Source organism: Agromyces sp. GXQ0307, assembly GCF_044769845.1.
In the GTDB taxonomy this organism is placed as follows: domain Bacteria; phylum Actinomycetota; class Actinomycetes; order Actinomycetales; family Microbacteriaceae; genus Agromyces.
In genome coordinates, this window is the sequence record NZ_JBIZVY010000002.1 from 322,059 (window position 1) to 343,757 (window position 21,699).

Annotated in this window: 19 protein-coding genes and 3 tRNA genes; 10 read left to right on the forward strand and 12 right to left on the reverse strand. The window is 65.5% G+C overall.

Annotation, left to right across the window (positions count from 1 at the left end; all coding sequences use genetic code 11):
- Window positions 1-64: 64 nt before the first annotated feature.
- Window positions 65-1,393: a M23 family metallopeptidase gene (locus ACIQH8_RS06885; protein ID WP_400996380.1), complete on the reverse strand. Its 1,329-nt coding sequence runs from the start codon at window positions 1,391-1,393 to the stop codon at window positions 65-67.
- 201 nt (window positions 1,394-1,594) lie between these two features.
- Here ACIQH8_RS06885 and ACIQH8_RS06890 point away from each other — a divergent pair.
- The 3 genes from ACIQH8_RS06890 to ACIQH8_RS06900 all read left to right on the forward strand — a co-directional run bounded on the left by ACIQH8_RS06890 (window position 1,595) and on the right by ACIQH8_RS06900 (window position 1,925).
- Window positions 1,595-1,667 (forward strand) — tRNA-Glu (locus ACIQH8_RS06890).
- Window positions 1,668-1,706: 39 nt separating this feature from the next.
- Window positions 1,707-1,780: transfer RNA gene (locus tag ACIQH8_RS06895), tRNA-Asp, on the forward strand.
- 72 nt (window positions 1,781-1,852) lie between these two features.
- Window positions 1,853-1,925: transfer RNA gene (locus ACIQH8_RS06900), tRNA-Phe, on the forward strand.
- Between the two features lie 89 nt (window positions 1,926-2,014).
- Here ACIQH8_RS06900 and ACIQH8_RS06905 read toward each other — a convergent pair.
- Together ACIQH8_RS06905 and ACIQH8_RS06910 are read right to left on the reverse strand one after the other, a co-directional pair.
- A complete protein-coding gene (locus ACIQH8_RS06905) occupies window positions 2,015-3,202 on the reverse strand; it encodes a tyrosine-type recombinase/integrase (protein WP_400996383.1) in 1,188 nt (395 codons plus the stop codon).
- Complete coding sequence (locus ACIQH8_RS06910) at window positions 3,202-3,399, reverse strand: XRE family transcriptional regulator (protein ID WP_127794348.1); 198 nt, start codon at window positions 3,397-3,399, stop codon at window positions 3,202-3,204. Before ACIQH8_RS06910 ends, ACIQH8_RS06905 begins: the two co-directional genes overlap by 1 nt.
- Before the next feature lie 138 nt (window positions 3,400-3,537).
- Here ACIQH8_RS06910 and ACIQH8_RS06915 point away from each other — a divergent pair, with 138 nt between their 5' ends.
- Window positions 3,538-4,251: a hypothetical protein gene (locus ACIQH8_RS06915; protein ID WP_400996387.1), complete on the forward strand. Its 714-nt coding sequence runs from the start codon at window positions 3,538-3,540 to the stop codon at window positions 4,249-4,251.
- Between the two features lie 201 nt (window positions 4,252-4,452).
- Here ACIQH8_RS06915 and ACIQH8_RS06920 read toward each other — a convergent pair whose 3' ends face one another.
- Genes ACIQH8_RS06920 through ACIQH8_RS06940 form a run of 5 tightly spaced genes read right to left on the reverse strand, consistent with a single transcriptional unit; the run spans window position 4,453 to window position 10,729 of the window.
- The gene (locus ACIQH8_RS06920) at window positions 4,453-5,913 is read right to left on the reverse strand and encodes a hypothetical protein (RefSeq protein ID WP_400996390.1); all 1,461 of its coding nucleotides are present in this window, start codon (window positions 5,911-5,913) and stop codon (window positions 4,453-4,455) included.
- The gene (locus tag ACIQH8_RS06925) at window positions 5,913-6,698 is read right to left on the reverse strand and encodes a TatD family hydrolase (protein ID WP_400996393.1); all 786 of its coding nucleotides are present in this window, start codon (window positions 6,696-6,698) and stop codon (window positions 5,913-5,915) included. The genes ACIQH8_RS06920 and ACIQH8_RS06925 overlap by 1 nt, the downstream gene beginning before the upstream one ends.
- On the reverse strand, window positions 6,695-7,996 hold the full coding sequence (locus ACIQH8_RS06930) for a hypothetical protein (protein WP_400996395.1): 1,302 nt from the start codon (window positions 7,994-7,996) through the stop codon (window positions 6,695-6,697). The genes ACIQH8_RS06925 and ACIQH8_RS06930 overlap by 4 nt, the downstream gene beginning before the upstream one ends.
- On the reverse strand, window positions 7,993-8,832 hold the full coding sequence (locus ACIQH8_RS06935) for a hypothetical protein (protein ID WP_400996398.1): 840 nt from the start codon (window positions 8,830-8,832) through the stop codon (window positions 7,993-7,995). Before ACIQH8_RS06935 ends, ACIQH8_RS06930 begins: the two co-directional genes overlap by 4 nt.
- On the reverse strand, window positions 8,822-10,729 hold the full coding sequence (locus ACIQH8_RS06940) for a P-loop NTPase fold protein (protein ID WP_400996400.1): 1,908 nt from the start codon (window positions 10,727-10,729) through the stop codon (window positions 8,822-8,824). Before ACIQH8_RS06940 ends, ACIQH8_RS06935 begins: the two co-directional genes overlap by 11 nt.
- A gap of 139 nt (window positions 10,730-10,868) precedes the next feature.
- Here ACIQH8_RS06940 and ACIQH8_RS06945 point away from each other — a divergent pair, with 139 nt between their 5' ends.
- The 3 genes from ACIQH8_RS06945 to ACIQH8_RS06955 all read left to right on the forward strand — a co-directional run bounded on the left by ACIQH8_RS06945 (window position 10,869) and on the right by ACIQH8_RS06955 (window position 14,843).
- Window positions 10,869-11,228: a hypothetical protein gene (locus ACIQH8_RS06945; protein ID WP_400996403.1), complete on the forward strand. Its 360-nt coding sequence runs from the start codon at window positions 10,869-10,871 to the stop codon at window positions 11,226-11,228.
- 142 nt (window positions 11,229-11,370) lie between these two features.
- Complete coding sequence (gene mobF, locus ACIQH8_RS06950; RefSeq protein WP_400996406.1) at window positions 11,371-14,001, forward strand: MobF family relaxase; 2,631 nt, start codon at window positions 11,371-11,373, stop codon at window positions 13,999-14,001.
- A gap of 167 nt (window positions 14,002-14,168) precedes the next feature.
- Window positions 14,169-14,843, forward strand: a complete 675-nt coding sequence (locus ACIQH8_RS06955) for a hypothetical protein (protein WP_400996409.1) — start codon at window positions 14,169-14,171, stop codon at window positions 14,841-14,843.
- A gap of 328 nt (window positions 14,844-15,171) precedes the next feature.
- Here the strand turns inward: ACIQH8_RS06955 and ACIQH8_RS06960 are convergent, their stop codons facing one another.
- Window positions 15,172-15,900 carry a DUF4238 domain-containing protein gene (locus tag ACIQH8_RS06960; RefSeq protein ID WP_400996411.1) on the reverse strand — a complete coding sequence of 243 codons (729 nt, stop codon included), beginning with the start codon at window positions 15,898-15,900 and terminating at the stop codon, window positions 15,172-15,174.
- Window positions 15,901-16,593: 693 nt separating this feature from the next.
- On the opposite strand from ACIQH8_RS06960, the gene ACIQH8_RS06965 reads away from it, so the two are divergent.
- The gene (locus ACIQH8_RS06965) at window positions 16,594-16,836 is read left to right on the forward strand and encodes a hypothetical protein (RefSeq protein ID WP_400996413.1); all 243 of its coding nucleotides are present in this window, start codon (window positions 16,594-16,596) and stop codon (window positions 16,834-16,836) included.
- A gap of 530 nt (window positions 16,837-17,366) precedes the next feature.
- Here the strand turns inward: ACIQH8_RS06965 and ACIQH8_RS06970 are convergent.
- Both ACIQH8_RS06970 and ACIQH8_RS06975 read right to left on the reverse strand, forming a co-directional pair.
- Window positions 17,367-18,056: a restriction endonuclease gene (locus ACIQH8_RS06970; protein WP_400996415.1), complete on the reverse strand. Its 690-nt coding sequence runs from the start codon at window positions 18,054-18,056 to the stop codon at window positions 17,367-17,369.
- Window positions 18,057-18,190: 134 nt separating this feature from the next.
- The gene (locus ACIQH8_RS06975) at window positions 18,191-19,006 is read right to left on the reverse strand and encodes a hypothetical protein (protein WP_400996418.1); all 816 of its coding nucleotides are present in this window, start codon (window positions 19,004-19,006) and stop codon (window positions 18,191-18,193) included.
- Between the two features lie 371 nt (window positions 19,007-19,377).
- Here ACIQH8_RS06975 and ACIQH8_RS06980 point away from each other — a divergent pair, with 371 nt between their 5' ends.
- Window positions 19,378-19,980, forward strand: coding sequence for a hypothetical protein (locus ACIQH8_RS06980; protein ID WP_400996420.1), 603 nt, complete (start codon window positions 19,378-19,380; stop codon window positions 19,978-19,980).
- 481 nt (window positions 19,981-20,461) lie between these two features.
- Here the strand turns inward: ACIQH8_RS06980 and ACIQH8_RS06985 are convergent, their stop codons facing one another.
- Window positions 20,462-20,890: a MarR family winged helix-turn-helix transcriptional regulator gene (locus tag ACIQH8_RS06985; RefSeq protein WP_400996423.1), complete on the reverse strand. Its 429-nt coding sequence runs from the start codon at window positions 20,888-20,890 to the stop codon at window positions 20,462-20,464.
- Window positions 20,891-20,989: 99 nt separating this feature from the next.
- On the opposite strand from ACIQH8_RS06985, the gene ACIQH8_RS06990 reads away from it, so the two are divergent.
- Window positions 20,990-21,643, forward strand: coding sequence for an FMN-dependent NADH-azoreductase (locus ACIQH8_RS06990; protein ID WP_400996426.1), 654 nt, complete (start codon window positions 20,990-20,992; stop codon window positions 21,641-21,643).
- Window positions 21,644-21,699: the final 56 nt, after the last annotated feature.

Here is a 21,699-nt window from a genome sequence, read left to right on the forward strand (position 1 = left end):
GGGGGCGAGCCCGGCGGCTCGCCCCCTTCGTCGCGTCCGCCCGCGTCGTGGCGCGGGGCCCGCGTCAGCCGAGGTAGATGCCGCGCGCGGCCAGGAACGGGACCGGGTTGATCCGACTCCAGCCGCTGTAGACCTCGAAGTGCAGGTGACAGCCGGTCGACGCCCCCGTCGTGCCGCTCGAGGCGATCACCTGGCCCGAGTTCACCCATTGGCCGTAGCCGACGAACAGGCCGCCGGGGCGGATGTGGGCGTAGCCGGTGGAGATGCCGCCGCCGTGGTCGATCTTGATGAAGTTCCCGTAGCTGCCCGACCATCCCGCGTAGACCACGGTGCCCGAGTTCGCCGCGTAGATCGGCGCCGAGCACCCGGTCGCGAGGTCGGTCGCGTAGTGGAACGAGTTCGAGCAGTACCCGCCGCTGCAGATCACCTGGCGCGGGCCGTACCCACCCGAGATCCAGCCGTAGGCGGGCTTGGACCAACCGGAGGACACAGTCTGGCCGCCGCCGCCGCCACCACCGCCGCCCCCCGCGGCCGCTGCTGCTGCGGCCGCCGCAGCTGCTGCCGCCGCCGCGGCTGCCGCCGCACGGCGCCGGCGCTCCTCCTCTTCCTTCCGCTTGCGCTCGCCCTCCTGGTAGGCGGCCGCGGTCTTCGCCTCCGTGTCCTTGAGGAACTTGAGCTGCTGGTCGAGCTCGATCTTCTTCGCCTCGGACTCGGCGAGCGCTTCCTCGGCGGCGGCCTGCGCGGCCTGCGCGGCGGCGAGCGCCTGCTCGGCCGCGATGCGGAGCTTCTCGCGCTCGGCACGGGCGACCTCGGCCTGGTCGGCGAGCGACTGCGCGGTGTTGCCGGCCTCCTTCGCCTGCTCGTAGATCTGCGCGGTGCGCTCGACCAGCTTCTCCATCGAGCCGAGCTTGGCGAGCAGTTCGTCGGTGCGCGCGGCGTCGCCCGCATCGAACATCAGGTTGACGCCCAGGTCGGACCCGCCGGTCCGGTAGAGCTGCGCGGCGAGCTGCCCGGCGTTCTTCTCCGCCTCCTCGGCCTCGGCCTTCGCCTCGTCGGCCTGCGCCTGGATCTCGTCGGCACGCCGGACGGCGTCGTCGTACTCCTGTTGGGCCACGATCAGCTCGTCGGTCCGCCGCTGCGCCTCGGCGCGGGCCGCCTCGACGTTCGCCTCGAGATCGGCGATCAGGCCGATGATCTCGTCGACGGCCTGCGCCGCGGCCTTCGTGTTCGCCTTCGCCTTCTGCAGTTCCTCCCACGTGGGGTAGTCGGCGGCGGTCGCGGCGATCGGGTTCGCCACCACGCCCGCGGTGGCCGCGAACACGATGACGAGGGCGCCCGCGAGCGCGCGCATGCGCGACCCCCACGGGGCTCGGCGTCCTGCGATTCGCGACATGACTCCCCATCCGCGCGGGCCGTCCGGACCGCGCTCGCGTACCCGCCGGGCGGGCAGTGGCCTTGCCACACTAGGTTCGGATCGAGCGCGGATCGGGCATTTCCGTCGCGCGTGGCGCGTCTTGCCCGCCCCGTTTTGGAATCTGGGCGAGGTATGCGTATGCTTTCTTCTCGGCGGTCGAGCCCCCGGGCGAGACCTTCCGGCCCCATCGTTTAGCGGCCTAGGACACCGCCCTTTCACGGCGGCAGCACGGGTTCGAATCCCGTTGGGGTCACCCAGACGATGGGTTTACAATTGAACAGCTTCTTTACGAGGCCCTGTGGCGCAGTTGGTTAGCGTGCCGCCCTGTCACGGCGGAGGTCGCGGGTTCAAGTCCCGTCAGGGTCGCTCAGGCGACAAGCCCTTTCCCTTTCGAGAGAAGGGGCTTTCTCCTTATCATCGAGGTGTTCCGCACCCCGAGGCTCTGTAGCTCAGTTGGTAGAGCGTTCGACTGAAAATCGAAAGGTCACCGGATCGATGCCGGTCGGAGCCACAAGTGAAACCCCCGGGAGACCGGGGGTTTCGTGGTTTCAAGAGGCGGCCGGGCCGAGCCTGGCCTGAGCGTGTGCCATTGTTGTGCCATTAACGCCGGGCCGAGGCATCCTCATGTGCCATGCCCCGGTCGCCGCTGGGCTTGAGACCGTCGGCTCTGATGGCCTCGTTGAGTGCGGCGCCGGCGCGCAGCGCGACCCCCTCTCGGGCACGTGAGTAGCGCTCGGTGACTTGGAGGCTCGAGTGGCCGAGCGTCGCTTGCACGTCGGGTGCACTCGCGCCGGCGTCGAAGAGGATCGTCGCGAACGTATGGCGCAGGTCATGGATGCGCAAGTCGGGTTTGCCGATCGCGACGCGCAGCTCGTCCCAGTCGACGGCTCGGCGCACGTTGTGGCTCGTGAGGCGTCCGCCGTCGGCGCCGTCGAAGAGCAAGTCACTCGCACGCTTACCCCGTGCTGCAGCCTCGGCATACGGACGCAGCGCGTCGATCAGCGGGACGTCCCGCGATTTGTGACTCTTCGGCGATTGCTCGATGAGCTCACCACGCATGCCCGGGCTCAGCGACCGACTGACACGGATGACACCGCGGCGGAAGTCGACGTCGCCGACCCGAAGAGCGGTGGCCTCCCCAGCTCGCATGCCGGTGTACACGAGCGCCGCGAGGTAGCGGCGGTAGACGCCATCGGGCACCAACTCGAGCATGATGCGGATCTGGTCGAAGGTCAGCGCACGTGAGACCGGCGAAATCGACTCGCGCATGCTCGGCCGCTTCACCTCGCGGGCCGGGTTGTAGTCGATGAATCGCGAACGGCGGGCGCCGTCGAGGAGGCGTGAGAGCACCGCGAGGGCGTCGTTCTTGGCGGATGCCCCGCCCGACCACGCGACCATCGCCGACTCGATCATGGGCGAGGTGATCTCGTCGAGCCGGTGCCGGCCGAGGCTGGGCCTCACGCGGAGCCGCCAGGCGACGCCGTAACTGCGGGCCGTCGCCGGGCGGATGGAGGACTCGATTGCCGGCCAGTACTTGTTGTACCACTGGTCGAGCGTCATCGACCCGTTCGGGTTTCGGCCGGCGATCATCTTCGCAAGCTCGCGCTTCGCCTCGGCAAGCGTGAGGAACGTGCGCGAGCGCTCGGCCGCGCCACCGTCGACACTCGGGCCGACGACGCGGATCTGGTAGCGCTGGCGGTCGGCGCGCCAACGGATACCCTCGGGCAGTGGCCGACCCGTGCGCGGATCGACCCGCGACGGCGTGTCTTTCGTCGGCCGCCCGGCCATCAGTGTTCCGTTCCACCCCGCGCGAGCAGTTCGTCGATCGTGTCGGCGCTCCAGAGCAGGTGCTTGCCCATTCGGGCGTCGGGTTCGGGGATGAGCCCGTCGTGCCGCAGCTTGTCGAAGCTCGAGACCGGGATGCGACACCGCTCGGCCGCCTCGACTCGGCTCAGGTACTCGACCCTCCACGCGGTGTCGGCCATGACGCTCCCCCTCGACTCATCGGCCGCCGGCTGGCATCTCATGCATGCCGACCCACACGCGGCTATTTGCAAGTACCTGAGATTATCACTTGTCGCGGGTTTCGGCAAGTACCTGAGTTGTGTGGCTAGACTCGAGCCATGGGCCTTCCCAAACCGTCCCCGTGGGCGAACCAGTCGCAAGACGGACTGCTCGACGCGACCGACCTGCCCGACGGATGGCACCTCCCGAACCGCTTCCCCGGCGAGCGGAGCGACGACGCGAGCGCGCAGCTCGACGAACTCCTCGGCTACAACGACTGGGTCAATACCGAGGATCAGAGCCAAGGGCAGAAGGCCTCCGACCAGAACGAGGCGATCGACGGACGCTGGCGCTACCTCGAGCACGAAGCCACCCGCACGCGCGTGATGATCCGCCTGCAGCGGCAGCCGTTCGCCGTGCCGGAGGAAGTCCGCATCACCGGCGTGATCTACCTCCCCTGGCGCCCGGGTGACCCGATCACGAGCCAGCTCCTTCGCGAGCTGCCGACCGCACGCATCGAGGCCGCGATCAACAAGCGCCTCTTCGCGATGAAGCGCACCGAGACGATCACCGGCGGCAAGATCGTGCTGCCGTCCGGCCGAAAGGTCAGCGAGCGCGACCTGCTCAACCCGCTCGGCGACCCGAAGAAGACGCCCGACTTCTACGAGCTGGTCGCCCTGCAGCACGGCCACCTCTCCCGGAAGGGCGACAAGAACCCAAGCGCGACGATGGCGGAGATCAATGGCGTGGCGCTCTCCACCGCTCAGGGCTGGATCACGAAGGCTCGCGACCGCGGGCTCCTGCCGCCAGGACGGCGAGGGCGAGCGGGATAACATCACGACGATTTGGAAGCTGCGACCACATCAATTCGGTAGACATCCCTGTAGCGGTTGGCGTGCCCGTGCGGGCGTCTTCACCGGCGGGGCTTACGCCTTCACGATTTCGCGCACCAGCGCGCGTGAGGCTCGGCCCGAAACATGGGTGGCGCGAGGACCACTAGATCATCCCGGGCGGCCCGCCGTGGATTCGCCGCGTCAACGCTGCGGCTTCTCAGCGGCCCGTGTGCGACTCGCGAGGGGACCGTCGAGTACTCTCACCGTCTCCGACCTGACAACTCGCTCCAGCACGTCGACCATGGTCTGCACCTGATCGGGCGGGAACTGGACTTCCCCGTGAGCAAGCTTGTTGCGAATCGTAACGAGGACATCCACCAGTGGAAGCTTGTCGTCGACCCCGTCCATCGCGCGTACCGTCGCCACGAGCGGCAAGGACTCCAGTTCCGGTCGAACGTCGACCGGCAGCGACTTCAGAACAGCCCCGAGGTCACCACTCAGGCCGCCGGGTGGGAATTTCATCAGCCGGGTCGAGAGGAATTTGGCGTCCTCCTCGCTAAGCGTGGGCAGAACGCGCTCGAGAAAGGCGTCACGCGTCGCCGTGTATTCGGCTTGCTTCCTGGCCCTCTGGTCTCGCGTTTCATCGCCTCTCAGGCCCTCCAGCGCCTGAACGAGCATGAGGTAGCGCGAGCGCGGACTTTGATCTCGCATCGTCGAGATATCGCCCATGATCTCGATCAGTGGGTGCTGGCGCTCGGCCAGCGTTCGCCAGGTGAAAAGGAGATCGAGCAGGCTCGCGTTGTCGGCTACGACCTTGAGAGCGGACTTGACCTTCTGCGTCTCGGCCCGGCTGGAGTCGGTAGGTGTTTGCGTGAGATCCCATCCGAACACCTGGTCTCGCCGCGCCCGCGCGTCAGCGGCATCGAGCCCCAAGAAGTAGTGGATCGCGCGCGGGGCTCCCGTGAGAGCTGACACCATCTTGCGAAGCGGTAGCACCCAGCCGAGCCACCAGTCCGTCACGGTCATCGGGTTGTCGGAACTCAGGCGAATAGTAGGGCTCGACCTCATACCGAACTCGTAACCATCGAAGGCTCGAATGGAGATCGTGTAGAAGGTCTCCATCTTGATGCCATCTCGTTCCCACGACAGCGATGCGCCAGACCTGTTCAGGGTGGCGGACCAGATCCGCTCCTGCTCTTCGGCGGTGGTGTTCGGATTCGGCATCGTTACGGAACCGATCGGAACGGTGTCCACCACGGACTCAATCCCCTCAATCTGGATCTCCACTGCTCGGAAGCTCGGCTGTGAGACCTCGGCCGGGAGTGAAGCGAGTGAAATGACAGCGAACGCCCCGAGCGCAAGTCCCTGGGACTCGACCCAATAGTTCAACTCGCCGTTCATGAGTGAGACGCGGGCGCCCGACGATAAGGTTCCGCGGAGGCAATCGAACTCATGGCGCTGCGGGAACGAAGCCATGCCACCTCGCCACTCGATGGGCATCTCGCCGTAGACGGTTGCCTTCGGCCAGTGCCCGGGCTCGACAGTCAGCAGCCCAGGTGCAGGCCGGATGCCGCCTTCGCCATCTGGAAGGTCCCAGGTGCAGAGGTGCTCGCCCCCTTCAAAGGGCAGCTTGACCGCTGCTGTCTCTTGCCGACCGCTCATTAACCACCGTCCTCATCTCGTACGAAGGTGAGCATCCTTTGAACGGGAGTCGGAATCAATCTGCTGACCTCGACTTCGTCGACGACGCAGGCGAAGTTGTGCCAGATCTGCCGGCGGATGCGCGGAACCGATACCCCGTAGACACGAGCGAGGGAAGCCTCAATGGCATTGACTGCCCCGGGTTGTCTTGGTTCTGCCGAGTCGCGATCCCCCGATGGGTGGTCGGTCTCCGTGAGGATGCGGTCGAACGGAATCATTGCGACGCTCTCCGGAAACTTGAGGTTGGCCGCATTCACCGAGAACCAGCATCCCAGAGATACGGCGCGGGCCGTCTCTTCACGGGTGCCTCGCCACCAGTGGAGTATGGCGCCCCTAATCGGGGTGTCTGAGAGCGCGTCGAGCACCTGCGCGTGCGCACCGCTGCTGTGAATCGACGCGATCCGGGGACTTACAGAGAGCACCTGCAGGATCGCACGGAACGTCCCCAGCTGCGTCGCCATGGGGACCCGCGACCGACGGTCCAACCCCACCTCGCTGACATAAGGGGTTGTACGGGCGAGCGAAGCGAACCGCTCTGGATCGAAGTCGCGCTGTGCGGCTTGCACGCCCGGATGGCAGCCGATCCCCCAGACGGTCACGGCATCGCGTCGGCGCTGGGTCGAGCTGAACTCGTCGAGTGAGCGGGTCGCGGCGAATACGACCGCGCCGAGCCGCTCCAGGTCCCGCGCAGGGATCGAGGTCTTGACGTGCGCGTGAAGATCGAGAGGTGGGAGCGCCGGACTCACGCGACCACCTGTCGGAGCTCGTCGACCCCGAGCGCGCAGAGTGTCAACGCGTCCTGTGCCCTGTACCCCTCGGGAAGTGACATCGCCATAACATCGCGCGGCCGCACACCGCGGGCAACGAAGTCACGCATGGGCTCGACGATGCTCTTGCCGCGCACGAACTCGTCGAATCGGCCACTTGTGTCGTCTACGAGATACGTCGTCGCGTCAGGGACACCGGACGCGGCGAAAGCGGAGCGTCGCACGAGGCAGCCGAAGCAGACACCGCACGCGGTGCCGGCGGGTGCGCCGCTGTATCGGCCGTCGGTGTGCGAGCAGGAATTGGTCGCGCTGAGGTAGCGGGACGCTTCGTCAACGCCGATGGCCGCCGCAAGGCGGCGGAACATCTCCCCCTTGGTGATCGGTTCAAATGGATTCTCGAGCACGCCGTGCCCGCCCGCGGCGGTGACCAGAGCGCTCAGTTCACGAAGGAACCGCGGATGTGTGGTGTGGGTCGACAGGCTCCCGCGACGGTCGGGACCGAGCGGCGGATTCAGGGAGGCGAAACCGTTCTCCGGTATCCAGAGGAGCGAGTTGGCGCGTTCAGCCACGGCGAGGCCGAGTGCGAGGAAGAGGAATGAGCGCGACCTGGTGGATGTCTCGCTCCGGAAGTCGGTGCCGTCGAGACGCCGACTCGCACGGTTCAGATGGAACTGGTGGTGAACCTGCGCCTGTCCTGGAACAAGTCCCTCGATCGCCGCGACGAGGTCTCGCTGCACCGGGGAGAGTGCGGTGAAACTGTAGTGCGACACCAACGCCTGCGAGCGGCCCGCTCCAAGGTCGAGAGCGGACAGCAGCGCACCGACGGCCGAGTCGGCACCGCCGCTGAGAAGCACCGTGCGGCCGTGACGTTCGCCCTCCACGGCGAGCGGCGGGAAGGCCGCCTCGGGAGCCTGCGTGAAGATGAAGCTCCAGTGGTCGCCCGTCAGAAAGCCGATGAGCTCTGACAGCTCGTCGGCGCGGGCAGTCCAGATGTCGGCGTTGGCGACGTCGATGGTCAGGTCGAGGTCGCGGGCGTTCCAATCGGAGCCACGACCCACCCGAAGGATCGAGCGATCAGCTGCGAGCACGGCAAGGGCGATGCGGACGAGATCTACGTTGATCGGGTTGACGGCGCCGAGTTCGTGAAGGTACGGCCCGGTGGATCCGGTGAACGTGGTTCGGCCCGCCCCGGTCCAGAGGAACACCTCGTCGAACGTGCCGTCGGTGAGGGCCGCGTCAGCCGTGGCTTCGGACAAGGTGAGTATCAGGCGACTCATGGCGCGACTCCAAAGATGATTCCGATGTCGCGGATGCCGGTCTCGATCGCGGTGGACATCTCCTGCTCGGTGGCGCCGGTGGCGGTGAGGTTGGCCTGTGCCGCGTACTCCGCGGCGACCTCGCGGATCTGTTGTTCCACGCTCTGCCGCTCGGCATATGACGCGCCCTGCTGATACAACGTCGACGCGATTTCGGTCAGCGCCGTCTCGGCGATCGTCGTCTCGATCGTCTTGCGAACGACCTCCTCGGGAGTCGGCGTCCGATCGCTGGGCTGCTCGAGGATCCACGCGACCACCTCGGCCACGATGCCGCGTTCCTCAGCGTCCGCGATGGTGCTGTCGGCCTTGGCATCAAACGCCGCCTCGACGATCCGGATGCCGATCGCGACCGGGTCTCCGAGCGCGCGCAACTCGTCGTAGTTGAGTCCGGCCCTGTCGAGAGCGGCCCGGTCGCCGGTTGAGTACGCGAGAGCAAGGCTCCCGCCGCGACCCGCCGCACGCGAGATACGTCCGACAGATCGCGTCACGCCGCCGGAGGAGCGGCTACCACCTCCGCCGGCTCCGCCGCCCCCACCTCCGCCAGGGCCATCACCGCCCCCGCCTCGGGAACGGAAGAGTAGGCGGACTGCGGGGCCCAGATCGATGGTCCGTGCGGGCGAACCTGCCCCCGTCGCTGGAGTTGACTGCTGTCCGCCCGCATCGCCGTCACCATCGGCGTGGCCATCAGCGGCCCCGGTGACGTCGCCGTCGTCACCGTCAAGCCATCCGGCGATGTTGTCACGGAGGTCCTTGGCGTCTTTGCCGCCGCTGCCGCCGAATGAGCCACTAGTTCCCATTGCCAGCCCATTCCTTCTCGACGACCGCGATGGAGTTCACGACCTGTTGAGACGTTGCCCCGGATTTCCAGGCGGCAAGGACCGGGCCATACGTCACCCCGTCGAACGGTCGCAGCTTCACGACGGTCGCCACCTCAACGTCAACACCGCGAATGGACTTCAGAGCGCTCACGACGTCACCCGTAACGGCTGGCTGGGTCGCGGCCAGGCGAAGCAGGCTCTCCACCGAAAACTTCTGGATTGAGGGCTGGTCTCGAGTTCGCCGCCCGAGGTAGCCGACGAGCGTGCGCGCGTCGGTCTCCGGGAGCGCACGAAGGGCATCGTCGGTGATCCCGGTGCGATCCACTTTGAGGGAGGAGGTGAGGGCGGCCGCCAGGTCCCTGAGTCGCTCGGGAAGACCGGTGTCGATGACCTCGATCTTCGCGAAGGAGGCCGCGAGGTACAGGTAACCGGAGATTGCCGTGGCGTCCAGAGCGGGCGGAAGCTTCGCCCAACGCTTCAAGGTGTCCGTGAAGCCGTCGTCGGGCGCCGAGGCAACGACGATCTCGTCGGCTGCTGCCTTCGCGACCTTGGCCTTGACCGGAGGCTTCGGCTGTTCGGCTGCCGGCGAGCCTTCGGCTTCTTCGTCCACCCGCACGGACGGCCCGTTCGCGACGAGTTCGAGAGCCTCGAGCTTGTCGCGAAGCTGGTTCGTCGCCAGCCAGTCGAGCACCTGCTTGAAGTCCTCGGTGAGGATGCGCTCGAGCACCATCAACTTGGCGACGGCGTCCGGCGCCAGGTCGAAGCCGCGGCGTTGGGCGATGCTCTGTCGGACGTTGAGGTCATTGAGGAACCGCTTGATTCGGCGCGGGTTGCCGTGGAACTTCTCGTAGAGGATGGGCGTGAGACGCGCCGCGGTGACGAGATGGTCGGCGAGCCGGCTGCCCTCCTCGACTTCGATGGCGTCGAGGCCACCGCCCGAGATCCTCAGCCCGTCGCACTGCGAAACGAGCGCCTCGTACGCGTCGTCCTCAAGCCCCGACTTCGCGAGCAGGAGGAAGAGGTACGCCTCGGTGTCAAAACGGCTGAGGGCCGGAACCGGGATCGTCGTCTGGACAATCTTGTGCAGATACAGCTTGGCGGGCGACTCGTCATCCGTGCCGCCGTCGGGCGAATGGAACTTCTGCTGGATTGCCTCCGCGACGCGGTCCTCGTCCGCCGCGATCACGAACGACATGCCTTTGGCGGAGAGGAACAGGCGGATCGCCTCGAGCGTCTCGACGACGGTGTCCGGGAGGCAGCGGTCCAGATCGTCGACCAGGACGACGACTCGGGAGATGTGCTGCAGCGCGGGGTCATCGAGGAGTGCCTGGAACTCTTCGCGGAACGCCTCCATGCCTTTCTCGCCGTCGAGGCTCTCGGGGTCGTCGTTGACCAAGCCCAGGACGTCGTCGAACTCAGGGAGCTGCAACGTGATGGCGGTCCGCGCCGCCATCTTGACGGCCTTCGTCCAGTTGACCTTGCGCACGAGCTTCTTGAACATCAGAAGCCCGGCCTGCCCGACTGGGTCGCTCTCGTTGAACTCCCCGTTCAGCGCGCCGAGGACCTCGGCGATGAGGCTCTCCTTCGGGCCGACGGCGGGGTCGTATCGCCATGGCTGCGTGGGCACGACCAGCACCTTGCCGTCGAATCCCTGCGAACGCGCACCGATCTCTGCCACGACAAGCTCAAGCACGCTCGTCTTGCCGCTCCCCCACGCTCCGGAAAGCCCGATGGCGATCGGATCGAGGTCATCGTCGAAGATCGCGTCTGCCACGGTTTCGGCGACTGCGCGGAAAGCCAGGAGATCCCTATCCGCTGGCTCGTCTGACCACAAAGGAAACGCATGCGCTCCCGGTGATGTAGTTGTTGTCCCCATTTGGCCCTGAGTATGACAGCCACGTCCGACACCTCAAGCGCAACCGTTGTGAGTGTCGCCGCTTCATCTCTTGACGCTTCGGACGAACTCTCCGGGCGGTGGGCGAGGCACGGTCGCGAAGCCTCGTACGCTGCCGGTCGTGAATAACGAAATCGCCGTTGCGCTATTCGCGGGCTTGTCTGCCATCGCGGCAGCAGTTCTGGCTCTGGTCGGTATGCGTTCGGCGCGCAGTGAACCTACCGCGGCGAAGGAGCTCATCGCGCTGGATATGAATCTGAAGACATCGCCCGACGGCAGTGGCAACGAAAAGCTGAGCGGACGAGCGCTCTTGCTGCCGATCACACCAGCAATCGCCCGACATCATGGAGCACCAGAGGCGAACTCACAGCACAGCTCGCATAGGCACCACTTGCGTGCAACGCCCGCATGGGGATCATCCTTCGCGCTCGACCGCGACGGCCAAGCGCGCACCCGACCACCGCACCAGCCAACCCGATGAGGCCGACGACCGCCCAACAATGCTTTGACTCCGACTCCTCCATCCTCACCTCCGTTACTTCACCCCAACATGAATGGACGTATGCTACCGTAGGTAGTTGCAAGAACCTGAGCTAGCTCGGAGGAAGGCGATGCGAGGTGGAGTGATCTTGTACCGGGGTTCCGGGGCCAACGCGCGCCGCTACCTCGAGTCCGATCGCTCCCGCGCCGACGACTACTACCTCGAGGGCGGCACGGCTCTGGCCGAGTTCTCCGTTGTCGACAGCAGCGGCCACGTGATCGGCGAGGGCGCGCTCACTCCCGACCGGTACGCCCAGTGGGTCGACTGGATCAACCCACTCACCGGCGAGTCGATGGGTACGGCGCGCCATGCCGGCGACGCTCGCCACGGATCGCCGCGATTCGCCGAGATGGTCGTGAACGCGCCGAAATCGCTGTCGATCGCCGCGGCGCTGCACCCCCAGGTATCCGACGCCCTCGATGCGGCGCAGCGCGACGCGGTCGCCGCGATCCGAGTCTGGCTCGGCCAACACTCGGTCACGCGCGTCGGCCCGCGCGGCGCGCAGCGAGTGGTGCCGGTCGAGCAGATCGAGACGGTCGCGGTCTCGCACAAGACCTCGCGGGCCGGCGACCCGCACTGGCACATCCACTTCCAGATCGGCACGCGGGTGTGGGCGGATGCCACGTGGCGAGGTCTCGACACGGCAGCGCTGTTCCGGCAACAAGGTGCCATCCGGGCGCTTGGCACTGCCGTGATCGCGGCGCACCCGCGGCTCGCGGCCGCGCTCGATGCGAGTGGCCTCACGCTGGATCCGGTGACCTCCGAGGTCACCGAGCTGCAACCGTTCAACGCGGCGATGAGCAAGCGTGCCGAGCAGGTTGCGCGAAACCTGGCGCGCTTCGAGAAGGACTGGCGAGCAGAGCATCTGGACCAGGAACCAGGACCAGCCGCAATGTCGCGACTGACGGCGATGGCGTGGGATCACGAGCGGCCGCAGAAGAAGCCGGCCCAGCTCGGCAACGAGGAAGCATGGCGACGCGAGCTCGAGGCATCCGGCTATCGACCTGATCTCGAGCGCGTGCGGGCGCAACCCTCCGTCGCGCTCGATGAGCTGAGCGTGCAGGATGTCGCGTCCCGCGCGCTCGATCGCTGCGCGGCCGCCGCGTCGACGTGGACGGTGCACGATATCCAGGAGCACGCGTCGCACCTCGTCACCGAGGCCGGCGTGCGTGCCCAACCGACGCCGCTGCGCGAGTTCGTCACGATTGCCACAGAGCTCGCCGAGGAGAACTGCCTGTCAGTGCTGCCGCCCGATGGGCCGCGACCTGAGCACGTCGCACACCTGACGAGTGTGCGCGTCATCGCCGTCGAGACCCGGCTGCGCGATCTGCTCATAGCGCGTGCCGAGCGGCCGCAGGTGCGCACGCCGGACCTGTCGCGCATTGCACAGCGACTCCGCCTCGATCCGGCACAGGCGCGCGCGGCTGCGACCGTGGCATCCACCCAATCGCTCGTCATTGTCGAGGGTGCGGCCGGCGCGGGCAAGACGACGATGCTCGCCGCCGCGATCCAGGCGGCGGCGATGCAGGGTCGCAAGACGCGCGTGGTCACACCGACGAAGAAGGCGGCCGACGTTGCGCACCAGGAGCTCGGGGTTGCGGCCGACAGCGTCGCCAAGCTCGTGCACGAGCACGGGTGGCGGTGGAATCGCGACGGCGTGTGGACGCGGCTCGCCATCGGCGACCACGACCCCGATACGGATGCGGCCTACGCCGGCCCCGCAGCGTCCGCACGATTGCGACGCGGGGAGCGAATCGTCGTCGACGAGGCGGGCATGCTCGATCAAGACACGGCGCTCGCGCTGCTGACCATCACCGATGAGGCTGGCGCCACGGTTGCTCTCGCCGGTGACCGTGTGCAGCTCGCCGCGGTCGGACGCGGCGGCGTGCTCAACATGGCCGCGCAGCTGCGCCCCCACGTGCATCGCATGACAGCCGTGCACCGATTCGTTGACCCCGAGTACGCCGCGCTCACCGTGCAAATGCGGCGTGGGGATCATGCGGAGGCGGTCTTCGACCGACTGTGCGCGCTCGGGCTAGTTTCGATTCACAAGAGCCCGGATGCGCAGCTCGAGGCGCTCGCGCGGGAGTGGCGCGAGGGTTGCGCGATGACCGTTGCGACGAACGTCGAGGCGCGCGAGTTGAATGCCAGGATTCGCGAGGAGCGGGTGCGGGCCCGTGAAGTTGATGACAGCCGCACGGCCACCGGAAGCGATGGGCTGAGCATCGGGCGCGGTGATGTGATTCAGACGCGGCGGAACGACTCGCGCCTGCGTGTGGCGAACCGGCAAATCTGGGTTGTTCGGAGCGTGGGCGACGACGGTGCGGTGTGGGCGGTAGATCGTGCCTCCGTCCGTCGGCCGCGACCTGTGCGGCTGCCTGCCGAGTACGTCGCCGAGCACACGCAACTCGCGTATGCCGCGACGGCCCACGGGGTGCAGGGTATGACGGTCGAGGAGTCCCACACGGTGGTCAGCGATGCGGCGGGTGCCGCGGGAGTGTATGTGGGGATGACGCGCGGGCGAAGTCTCAATCGACTACATCTCATGGCGGGAGATCCGAACGATGCCCGAGAGCAGTTCGTGATTGCGATGGGTCGGGATCGCGCCGATCGTGGGCTCGCGCGGTCCACTGCGACAGCCCGCGAATCCGTGTGGGGGCTCACGGCTGGCAGCGATCCCAGGCGGGCGCCAGAGGCAAGGATAAGCCGATGAGGACATGCGTCTAAACGCAATCCTCGCCTATGCGTGAGAGACCGCAGCGCGGATCTCTCATGAGACGCAGGTAGTTAGTAGGCATCTACTTTCTGAGCACGCAACCGGTGTACGAGGCGCCCAGTTGTTTGACGCACTCGCGTTCGACGTGCTGGTAGCGTCCGAGCATGGAAGCTCAGGTACCAGAGGAGAGTGGCGATGACCCGAGGCGTGCGCGCCGTGAGCTTGCTACCGCGCTGATGGGTGCCTTCGCCCAATTCGGATCTGCAGCTCGTGAGCTAGCGGTGAGCAGTGAAGTCAGTGAATCCCACCGCTCACGCATCATGGCTTCTGGGCTCGTCGCTGGTATCGGTTGCGAGCTTCTTCAGGGCATCGTTGTACTCGCCGATTCTCGGTGCGCATACGCGTCAGCGGCTTTAGTAAGGCAGCTCGTAGAGATTGAATACCTCGCTTGGGCCGTCTCCGAGGACCCGGAGGATGCGATCGACTGGCTGCGTGCGGATCATGCGCGTCGGCTCGCGTGGTGGCAGCCGGGGAAAATACGACAGCGTGCAGACGGCCGGTTCCCGAACTCTGACTATCGGGATCATTGCGAGGCCGGTGGACATCCGGTCGCCGAGACAGCGCCCAAGATACTGGACAACCGCTCGTTGTGGGTCGAGGTGTCGCTCTACGAGGCGTGCCTCCACGGAAGTGCTGCTTGGCACTACCTATTGCAGGCATTCAAAGCTATGGACGCCCCAGTCGAGGTTGACGAGGCGCACGGCACCGTGGATCGCCTCTGGTCCACCTGGAAGGCCGTTGAACCTCTCACTCGACTTGGGCGTCATTCGGGTAGCTGACAGTGGGCTGGAGCCTACCTCACACTTAGAGAGGCACCGTGCCGACAGCGAACTCCGCGCTACAGGATCGAACTACAAAGCTCGTCTTCTGCGGCAAGTGCGCGGCCGCCCAGCGATGAGTGCCGTCGACCAAGACGATGCGTCCCCCGGAAATGCCGCACCACTAAGGGCCCGTTCGCACCCCAAGATGACGGGGGAGGAAGCGCGCTTATCACCTGGTGAATAGACACAAGCTCGCCGACATCAAGGACTAGAGCATCTCTCCGTTAGAACGAGTGCGCGCCCCGACAGGCTCGTCAGCGGCGACACTCGCAGTGGCGGCAGACAATCACAGCTGACGTTCGGTTCTCGATCGCTGAGCCTTGAAGTTCAAGTTGAGAACTCCCCGCTCTCCTACCAGCCAGCGTCGGCACTTTTCCGCAAGCAGAACATTGAGGGGGATGTCGGGAGGGAGATCCTTGCCGATCACGAGTAGTTGCGTGGGCGACAGAGGAAAGGAGACTGTGCAAATATCGGCGCCACTGGCGGACGCCCAGAGCATGACCGCGCCATCCCCAGTTGCGAGGCGGAACGGTCGCACGTCGTTCACTCGCCATTCCCATTCCTCGAGCCTCAGGTCAGCTAGCCGTATGACGTCCGGCAGAGACCGCGAAAGGAGCAACCTGTCTCCAAGATTCAGCTCCCTGTGTTCAACCTGCCCGCCGGTCATCAACACAGCGGCAGGTGTACGAATCTTTGTCTGATCTGCATATCGACCCCGGTCGAGGTGCATGTCGAGGAAGCCGATCATGGCACCCATCTCGGCGGGGGTAACGGTCGTCTCGCCATTGCGCAGCTTCTCGATCACTGGGATTCCGCGATCTTCAATGCGTGCATAGTCATTCTCGAGATCATGTTGCATGACCTCGGGGTCGTATGCGTAGCTCACGACAGTGGCATTCGAGACAGCAGAGGGGAATCCGCGGTCATGCTGTAGGTCGATCACGTCGACAGTATCCTTCTCGTCGGCCCATGCTCGAATGTATCCAGCCGACACCATGTGCGCACGCCTAACCATCGCAATAATCCTCGCCAATCTCTACTCAGTACTACCGGTCGGTTTGATGCCCCCTGGCCAACAGTGCGGTGCAAACTCTTCGACACCTGTGCCGCTGGCTGCTCGAATCGCTGCTGATCCAGGAAAGGTGCGAGCCAGAGCCCGCTCGATGGAGAGTCTGCGCGGTCGTATCAGTAGGCTGGCGCCGTGGACGCGCACAGCAGAAAGTGGCTTGGCATCATGGTGCTGCGCTGCCCAATCTGCCAGACGGCCGTCTCGATGGATGAGACTGACACGATCGTCGAACATGCGCGCTCTGAAGCCCCTCGGCATCAGTGCCCCTCCTCAAACACGAGCGCCCTCATACCAAGATTCCCGCGAGGGCGGCCGTACATATGCGAAGTATGTGGCAGACGCACTCAGACGAACGTCAAGAACGGCAAGGTTTACATCCACCCGCTCGATCGCTCCGTCCCTCCGTGCGAAAACTCGGGACAGTTGCGCGGAGCCATCGGCATCGAAGTGACGCTGCAGCTCAAGTCGTCGATCAACCGAGTGGCGCCCCCGCCCCAGCGCGCTGCGAAGCCGCCAGCCGACGAGACCCGCAACAGCGTTCGAGCCGTAAGTGGCGGATCCCCGGGTCTCGGGAAGCGCAACTAGAGTGTGCGGGCATGCCTGTAGGTCGATCGCAACTAGGAAACGCAGGGAGAGCTCATGGGCTGGATCAAGGACTCGAAGATCGATGCGCTTTCCCGGGAAGCGCAGGATGCATGGGACGCGGGCCTGAACCACTTCACCCCGATCTTGCAGATGGAGTACAAGTCCGCGACCGCCGCGAGCGTGCCCTCCTGGCAGGAGTCTCTCGACGCAATCATCGCAATTGGCTGGGAGCTCCACACGTGGGAGGTCGTCGTTCACCAGAGGCCGCTGGCGATGCCACTTTTCGTACGCAGTTGAGTCAACTCGCAGAGGGTTCTCCGCTCTGCAAGAGAGATTGCCGCTGTTACGGAGCCCCAGCCCTTCTAGCAGGCGAAACATTCAGTCGTGATCTGTTGGCCCCAATCGCGGCTTGAAGCCCACCTGCGGCCCGATCTTGTGCCATCATGTGCCATTAAGTGCGCGAAAACCATCTGAAACCAACTGTGATCGTTTCGAAGAATCCCTGATCAGCGCGATATCGGATCCATAAGAATTGAGCGAGAACCGCCCAGGCTCACTCGCGACCATCACGGAATCCCGACGCCGCACAATGGCCCAATTGGACTGGGCCGCGTTCAGTCGAAACAACGCTTCCCGAGAAAGACCTCACTCGGATCTGCGCCGATGACGAGTTCTGCCACGCACCCACCTGAGGCTCCTCGATATCCCGTTGCATAGGGGACTGCCGACGATTGAGGTCTACGGGTCGAGAGTCATTCATGCGCCCGAAGGCGGTCGCGGATGTCCGGTGACGGTCGGAATCTCCTCCGCCATCCCGCGTGGTGTCACTATTGAGCCGTTGAGTAGTCAACTTCCAGAAGTACCCCTCCGTTCGGGAATTCCGTCTTCGAGAAGACCGCTCCGCATCCTTGGCAGATCGTCTCACCGGACGGAAAATCCGAGATTTGCCCGCAATTGCCGCACTTCACCGCGGGAGTGCCGCAGCTGTAGCAGGTGCCGATCTCATAGGACTGTCCTCCAGGCCCCTCCCGCTCCCGCCACGAAATGTCATCTGGGCAATTCGGGTTCGGGCAGTCAGATATCCATTCATCGACGACCTCGGGCCATGGTTTCAATGCCGTCTTCAGCTCGCGAATCTCGATCGTGGGCGAGTACGCCCCCTTTGCGCGCGCGATCGCACCAGCGTCGGCACCTTCCCAGCTGTAGAGCACACCCCTATCTGCGCCGCTGTCGATGACTTTCCCGATGAACTCGTCGACTACTCCGATCGTGACCTTCCTGCCATGCTTCTTGCACTCGATGGCAATGGCCATTTCGATTGTCGCGAACGAGCCCTCGATGAGTGCATCGATCTGACGACAGCGGCCGCTGGCACGCCCGACCACGTGCGCGTTCCACTCCACGGTCGCTCCCGGGTCGGCTCTTGCCAGGAGATCTGCGACGTCCATCTCGTATTGGGTTGGCGCACTCGGCGTTGGTTTTCTCTCCGAGGGTTTCCTGCAACGCTTCAAGGTCATACGACGATCCTGCTACGACATCGCCATCACGAGGCGTCCGACGACGAGGTGGCACGAGGTGGACGTGACGGGGTCCTCGATCGGAGTTCGCACAACCTGGATCATCTGGCATTCTGATCCATCGGCATGTCGTCCTACTCGGTGCGACTGCGTCGTTCGAATCCGCCGTTCCTGAGCAGGCTGACGAGCATGTCGATCATTGTGATGCCGAAGCCGACAACGTCGGCCAGGAGTTCTGCGTCCGTCGTGACGTTGACGGTCTCCCCATCGGGTGTGCGTTCGCTCGTGCGGACGCCCAGAAGCATCACGGTGAGCGTCTGAGCATGGGCATACCTCGAACAGACCGTCCACCAGAAAGCTAGATCCTGCCCCGCGGATCCGAGATGGTTACGCGCGCCGTTGACGACAGCGGATGGCGTCAGGCCCTTCCTGTCGAGCGAGTCAAAGTCGAATCCCATCGCAATGCAGACGCGCCTCACCACTGCTTCCTGCTCAGCGTGCAACCGCGCCATGGGCTGGTCGAAATCGCCGTCGGCGTGACGCAGTGGCACGGACTTTCTCCACTCGTAAATCGCGAGGCGGGTTCCGCGAAGGATGCGCTCTTCCCGCTCATCTGGCCCCAAGATCCACACAGCACAAGCCGCGGCCTCCAGAATCGCCCGCCAGAGCGTGTAGTCCGCGTAGACACTCAAGAAGGGCCGCGAATCGTTATCGGTAGGAGCTGACGCGCGGTACCACGCCCGAAGGTGGTCTGCTACTGAAGCGACAAATCCCTCGACTATCCGGTTGGGGATGTGGTCGCTGCCCGAGACCTCTAAATCACCCGCCGCATCCCCGCCCCGCAGGACCGCAGGCGTCGACTCGAAGTAGAGGCTGAAGAAGTGCGCGAGCTGGAACCTTGCGTACAAGATGCGCTGTTCAGCGCGGCTCATTTCCTCGGACCGATCCATGGGCCTATGATCCAACACCTTGAAACGGCAATGCGGATCGTTTCCGAGGCCAGGGCTTGGTGAACGGCGGCGGATCGGTGCGGTTATCGAGCGGCGACCGTCGACGGCGGACGCCCGGCGATCGCGGGTCGCTGCTCATCGACGCGTTCAACGACAGCGTCGGGACCAATGCCAGAAGGCGCTCCGGTACGACGCCTCATCACCGCAGCGCCTGTCCCCTTCGGGGGCTACAAGCGCTCAGCGAAGCTCATGGCTTCCGGAGTGTTCATGTTGGCGGGCTTCGATGCCATTGAAGCCCCCCACAGCGACCGCCCATGGAGCGCCACGTGCAATACCATTCGGAGCACCTGCGCCGTTGAAGAGGAGTCACGATGGAGATGATCGCATTCGGAGTGGTTTCGGCCGCCGCCCTCATCGGCCTGGTCGGCATCCTAAGCATCTTCGACAAGAAGAAGGGCACCGGCTACTACACCCCATACGGGCCGGACTCAACGCAGGCGCAGCGGAAGCAGATCAACAGGGGAGCGGAGCAGTTCTTTGTCGGCGCCGGCCTGATGCGGAAGTACAAGGACCGCGCGCTCGGCGGTCATGAAGCTCGTGAGCAGGCGATCAAGGCGTGGGAGGAATCTCGCTCTCTGGGCGAAGCACGTGCGAGCACCGGGCTGGGCAACATTGCCATGAGTTCCGGGGAGGATCTAGCGGCTCGTGATCTTTGGCGCGAGGCGGCCTCGAAGGGTGATAACGCAGCGGAGCTCTTCATCCGGGTGACCGCTCCATCAAGCACGAGCCGATTCTCGTTCGAGGAGGCAGAGCGTGCATACCTGCTAGCCATGACTGATCAAGGGTTCGGTGAGGACGTGCTGCAATTCGCTGAAATCGCTCGCTCCGTGTCCATGGATTCGTACTCGGAGCAACTCATCCTCACGGCACAGCAGATTCGGGCAGCCAGAGTCCGCGGACCTGGCGGAGGGTGAATCCCAAGCCGTAGCGGCGACACCTCTTGGGCGACCTGCTCTCACTCGGGCCGTCGCCGCCGCCCTACCGTCTGTCATCTCACAGGGCGGCGCGCCGGCCCATTCTGTGCCATTAATGTGCCATTAAGTGCGCGACAACGAACTGAGACCAACTGTAACCGTTTCGAAGAATCCCTGATCAGCGCGATATCGCGGCCATAGGAATTGAGCGAAGACCGCCCAGGCTCAACTGAAAATCGAAAGGTCACCGGATCGATGCCGGTCGGAGCCACCTCAGAAAACCCCCGGTTCGCCGGGGGTTTTCGCGTTTCCGGGGCCACGGGCGAGATGTCGGCACCGAACCGCTCGGCCGGCACATCGGTACCGCCCCCGAGGAGGCCGTCTTGCTGCCGGCCCGATCCGACGACCGCACCGACCCGCGTGCGAAGCGATCGGGTCACGAGCCGTTCAGGACTGCTGAGCGAGCGAACCTGACCCCTCACTACCGATCGGCGCCGAGCTTCTCCAACGTCGCGGCGAGCGCCCGGAGCTCCTCCCGGTTCAGCGGTCCGCCGAGCTCTCGGTCGATGGCCGCCAGATAGACCGGGGCAGCGTCGCGGAACCGCCGCCGACCTTCGTCGGTGAGAACGGCGAACGCGCTTCGACCGTCATCGGGATTCGCCTCGCGACCCACGAGGCCCGCGCGAGCGAGTTCATCGACGAGGCGACTCACACGGGTGCGGCTGAGCACCACCCGCTCGGCGAGCCGGCTCATGGTCATACGCCCGCCGGCGGAATTCAGCTCGAGAAGGACGTCGTACCAGGGCAGCGGCAACCCGGTCGAGCGTTGCACCTCGCGGTCGAAGACCGGAACCAGTTGCGCGTGTGCTCGGAGCAGGGCCCCCCAGGCGCGTTCTGCGTCACTCGGCATCCCCACAGCCTAGCTCATTTGCGTGCGCGCGCACATATTTGATAGCGTGCACACGCACATATATGAAAGCGACCTCACGGCCGCGGATCGGACATCATCATGACCACGCTTCTCCACCTCTCCGCGTCGCCTCGCGGCGAGGCATCCGAATCGCTCGCGCTCGCGACGTCCTTCCTCGAGACCTTCCGCATGGAGCGTCCGGACGTCGAGATCCGGACCTGGGACCTCTGGGACGGCTCGCTCCCCTCGTTCGGCCCCGACGGTGCCGGCGCGAAGATGCGGATCTTCGCCGGCGAGACACCGGTCGGCGCCCAGGAGACGGCCTGGCATCGCAGCCGACTCGCGTTCGAACGCTTCGCCGCCGCGGACCTCTACCTCTTCAGCGTGCCGATGTGGAACCACGGCATCCCCTACATCCTCAAGCAGTTCATCGACGTGGTCAGCCAGCCGGGCACCGTCTTCGCCTTCGACGGCGAGACCGGCTACACCGGACTGCTGCACGGCAGGCGCGCTGCGGTGGTCTACACGAGCGCCGTCTACGGTCCCGACCGCGGTGCCGCGTTCGGCAACGACTTCCAGCAGCCGTACCTCGAGGACTGGCTGCGGTGGGCCGGCATCGAGGTCGTCGGATCGGCGGCCTTCCGGCCCAACCTCGCCGTCGCGGATGCCGCGGGCGAACGTGCCCGCGCCCACGCCGATGCGCGGCGCGCCGCATCGAGCTTCGCTCGGCTCGAACTGCGGCCCGCCTCGTGACGCGTCGCCGCCCGGCTCACGCGACCCGGAACCGGGCGGCGTCGCCACGCAGCTCG

What these genes read in the sequence shown, in the direction of transcription:
- ACIQH8_RS06885 (WP_400996380.1), bottom strand. Translation starts at nt 1,393, where the DNA reads ATGTCGCGAATCGCAGGACGCCGAGCCCCGTGGGGGTCGCGCATGCGC.
- ACIQH8_RS06905 (WP_400996383.1), bottom strand. Translation starts at nt 3,202, where the DNA reads ATGGCCGGGCGGCCGACGAAAGACACGCCGTCGCGGGTCGATCCGCGC.
- ACIQH8_RS06910 (WP_127794348.1), bottom strand. Translation starts at nt 3,399, where the DNA reads ATGGCCGACACCGCGTGGAGGGTCGAGTACCTGAGCCGAGTCGAGGCG.
- ACIQH8_RS06915 (WP_400996387.1), top strand. Translation starts at nt 3,538, where the DNA reads ATGGGCCTTCCCAAACCGTCCCCGTGGGCGAACCAGTCGCAAGACGGA.
- ACIQH8_RS06920 (WP_400996390.1), bottom strand. Translation starts at nt 5,913, where the DNA reads ATGAGCGGTCGGCAAGAGACAGCAGCGGTCAAGCTGCCCTTTGAAGGG.
- ACIQH8_RS06930 (WP_400996395.1), bottom strand. Translation starts at nt 7,996, where the DNA reads ATGAGTCGCCTGATACTCACCTTGTCCGAAGCCACGGCTGACGCGGCC.
- ACIQH8_RS06935 (WP_400996398.1), bottom strand. Translation starts at nt 8,832, where the DNA reads ATGGGAACTAGTGGCTCATTCGGCGGCAGCGGCGGCAAAGACGCCAAG.
- ACIQH8_RS06940 (WP_400996400.1), bottom strand. Translation starts at nt 10,729, where the DNA reads ATGGGGACAACAACTACATCACCGGGAGCGCATGCGTTTCCTTTGTGG.
- ACIQH8_RS06955 (WP_400996409.1), top strand. Translation starts at nt 14,169, where the DNA reads ATGGAAGCTCAGGTACCAGAGGAGAGTGGCGATGACCCGAGGCGTGCG.
- ACIQH8_RS06960 (WP_400996411.1), bottom strand. Translation starts at nt 15,900, where the DNA reads ATGGTTAGGCGTGCGCACATGGTGTCGGCTGGATACATTCGAGCATGG.
- ACIQH8_RS06965 (WP_400996413.1), top strand. Translation starts at nt 16,594, where the DNA reads ATGGGCTGGATCAAGGACTCGAAGATCGATGCGCTTTCCCGGGAAGCG.
- ACIQH8_RS06970 (WP_400996415.1), bottom strand. Translation starts at nt 18,056, where the DNA reads ATGACCTTGAAGCGTTGCAGGAAACCCTCGGAGAGAAAACCAACGCCG.
- ACIQH8_RS06975 (WP_400996418.1), bottom strand. Translation starts at nt 19,006, where the DNA reads ATGGATCGGTCCGAGGAAATGAGCCGCGCTGAACAGCGCATCTTGTAC.
- ACIQH8_RS06980 (WP_400996420.1), top strand. Translation starts at nt 19,378, where the DNA reads ATGGAGATGATCGCATTCGGAGTGGTTTCGGCCGCCGCCCTCATCGGC.
- ACIQH8_RS06985 (WP_400996423.1), bottom strand. Translation starts at nt 20,890, where the DNA reads ATGCCGAGTGACGCAGAACGCGCCTGGGGGGCCCTGCTCCGAGCACAC.
- ACIQH8_RS06990 (WP_400996426.1), top strand. Translation starts at nt 20,990, where the DNA reads ATGACCACGCTTCTCCACCTCTCCGCGTCGCCTCGCGGCGAGGCATCC.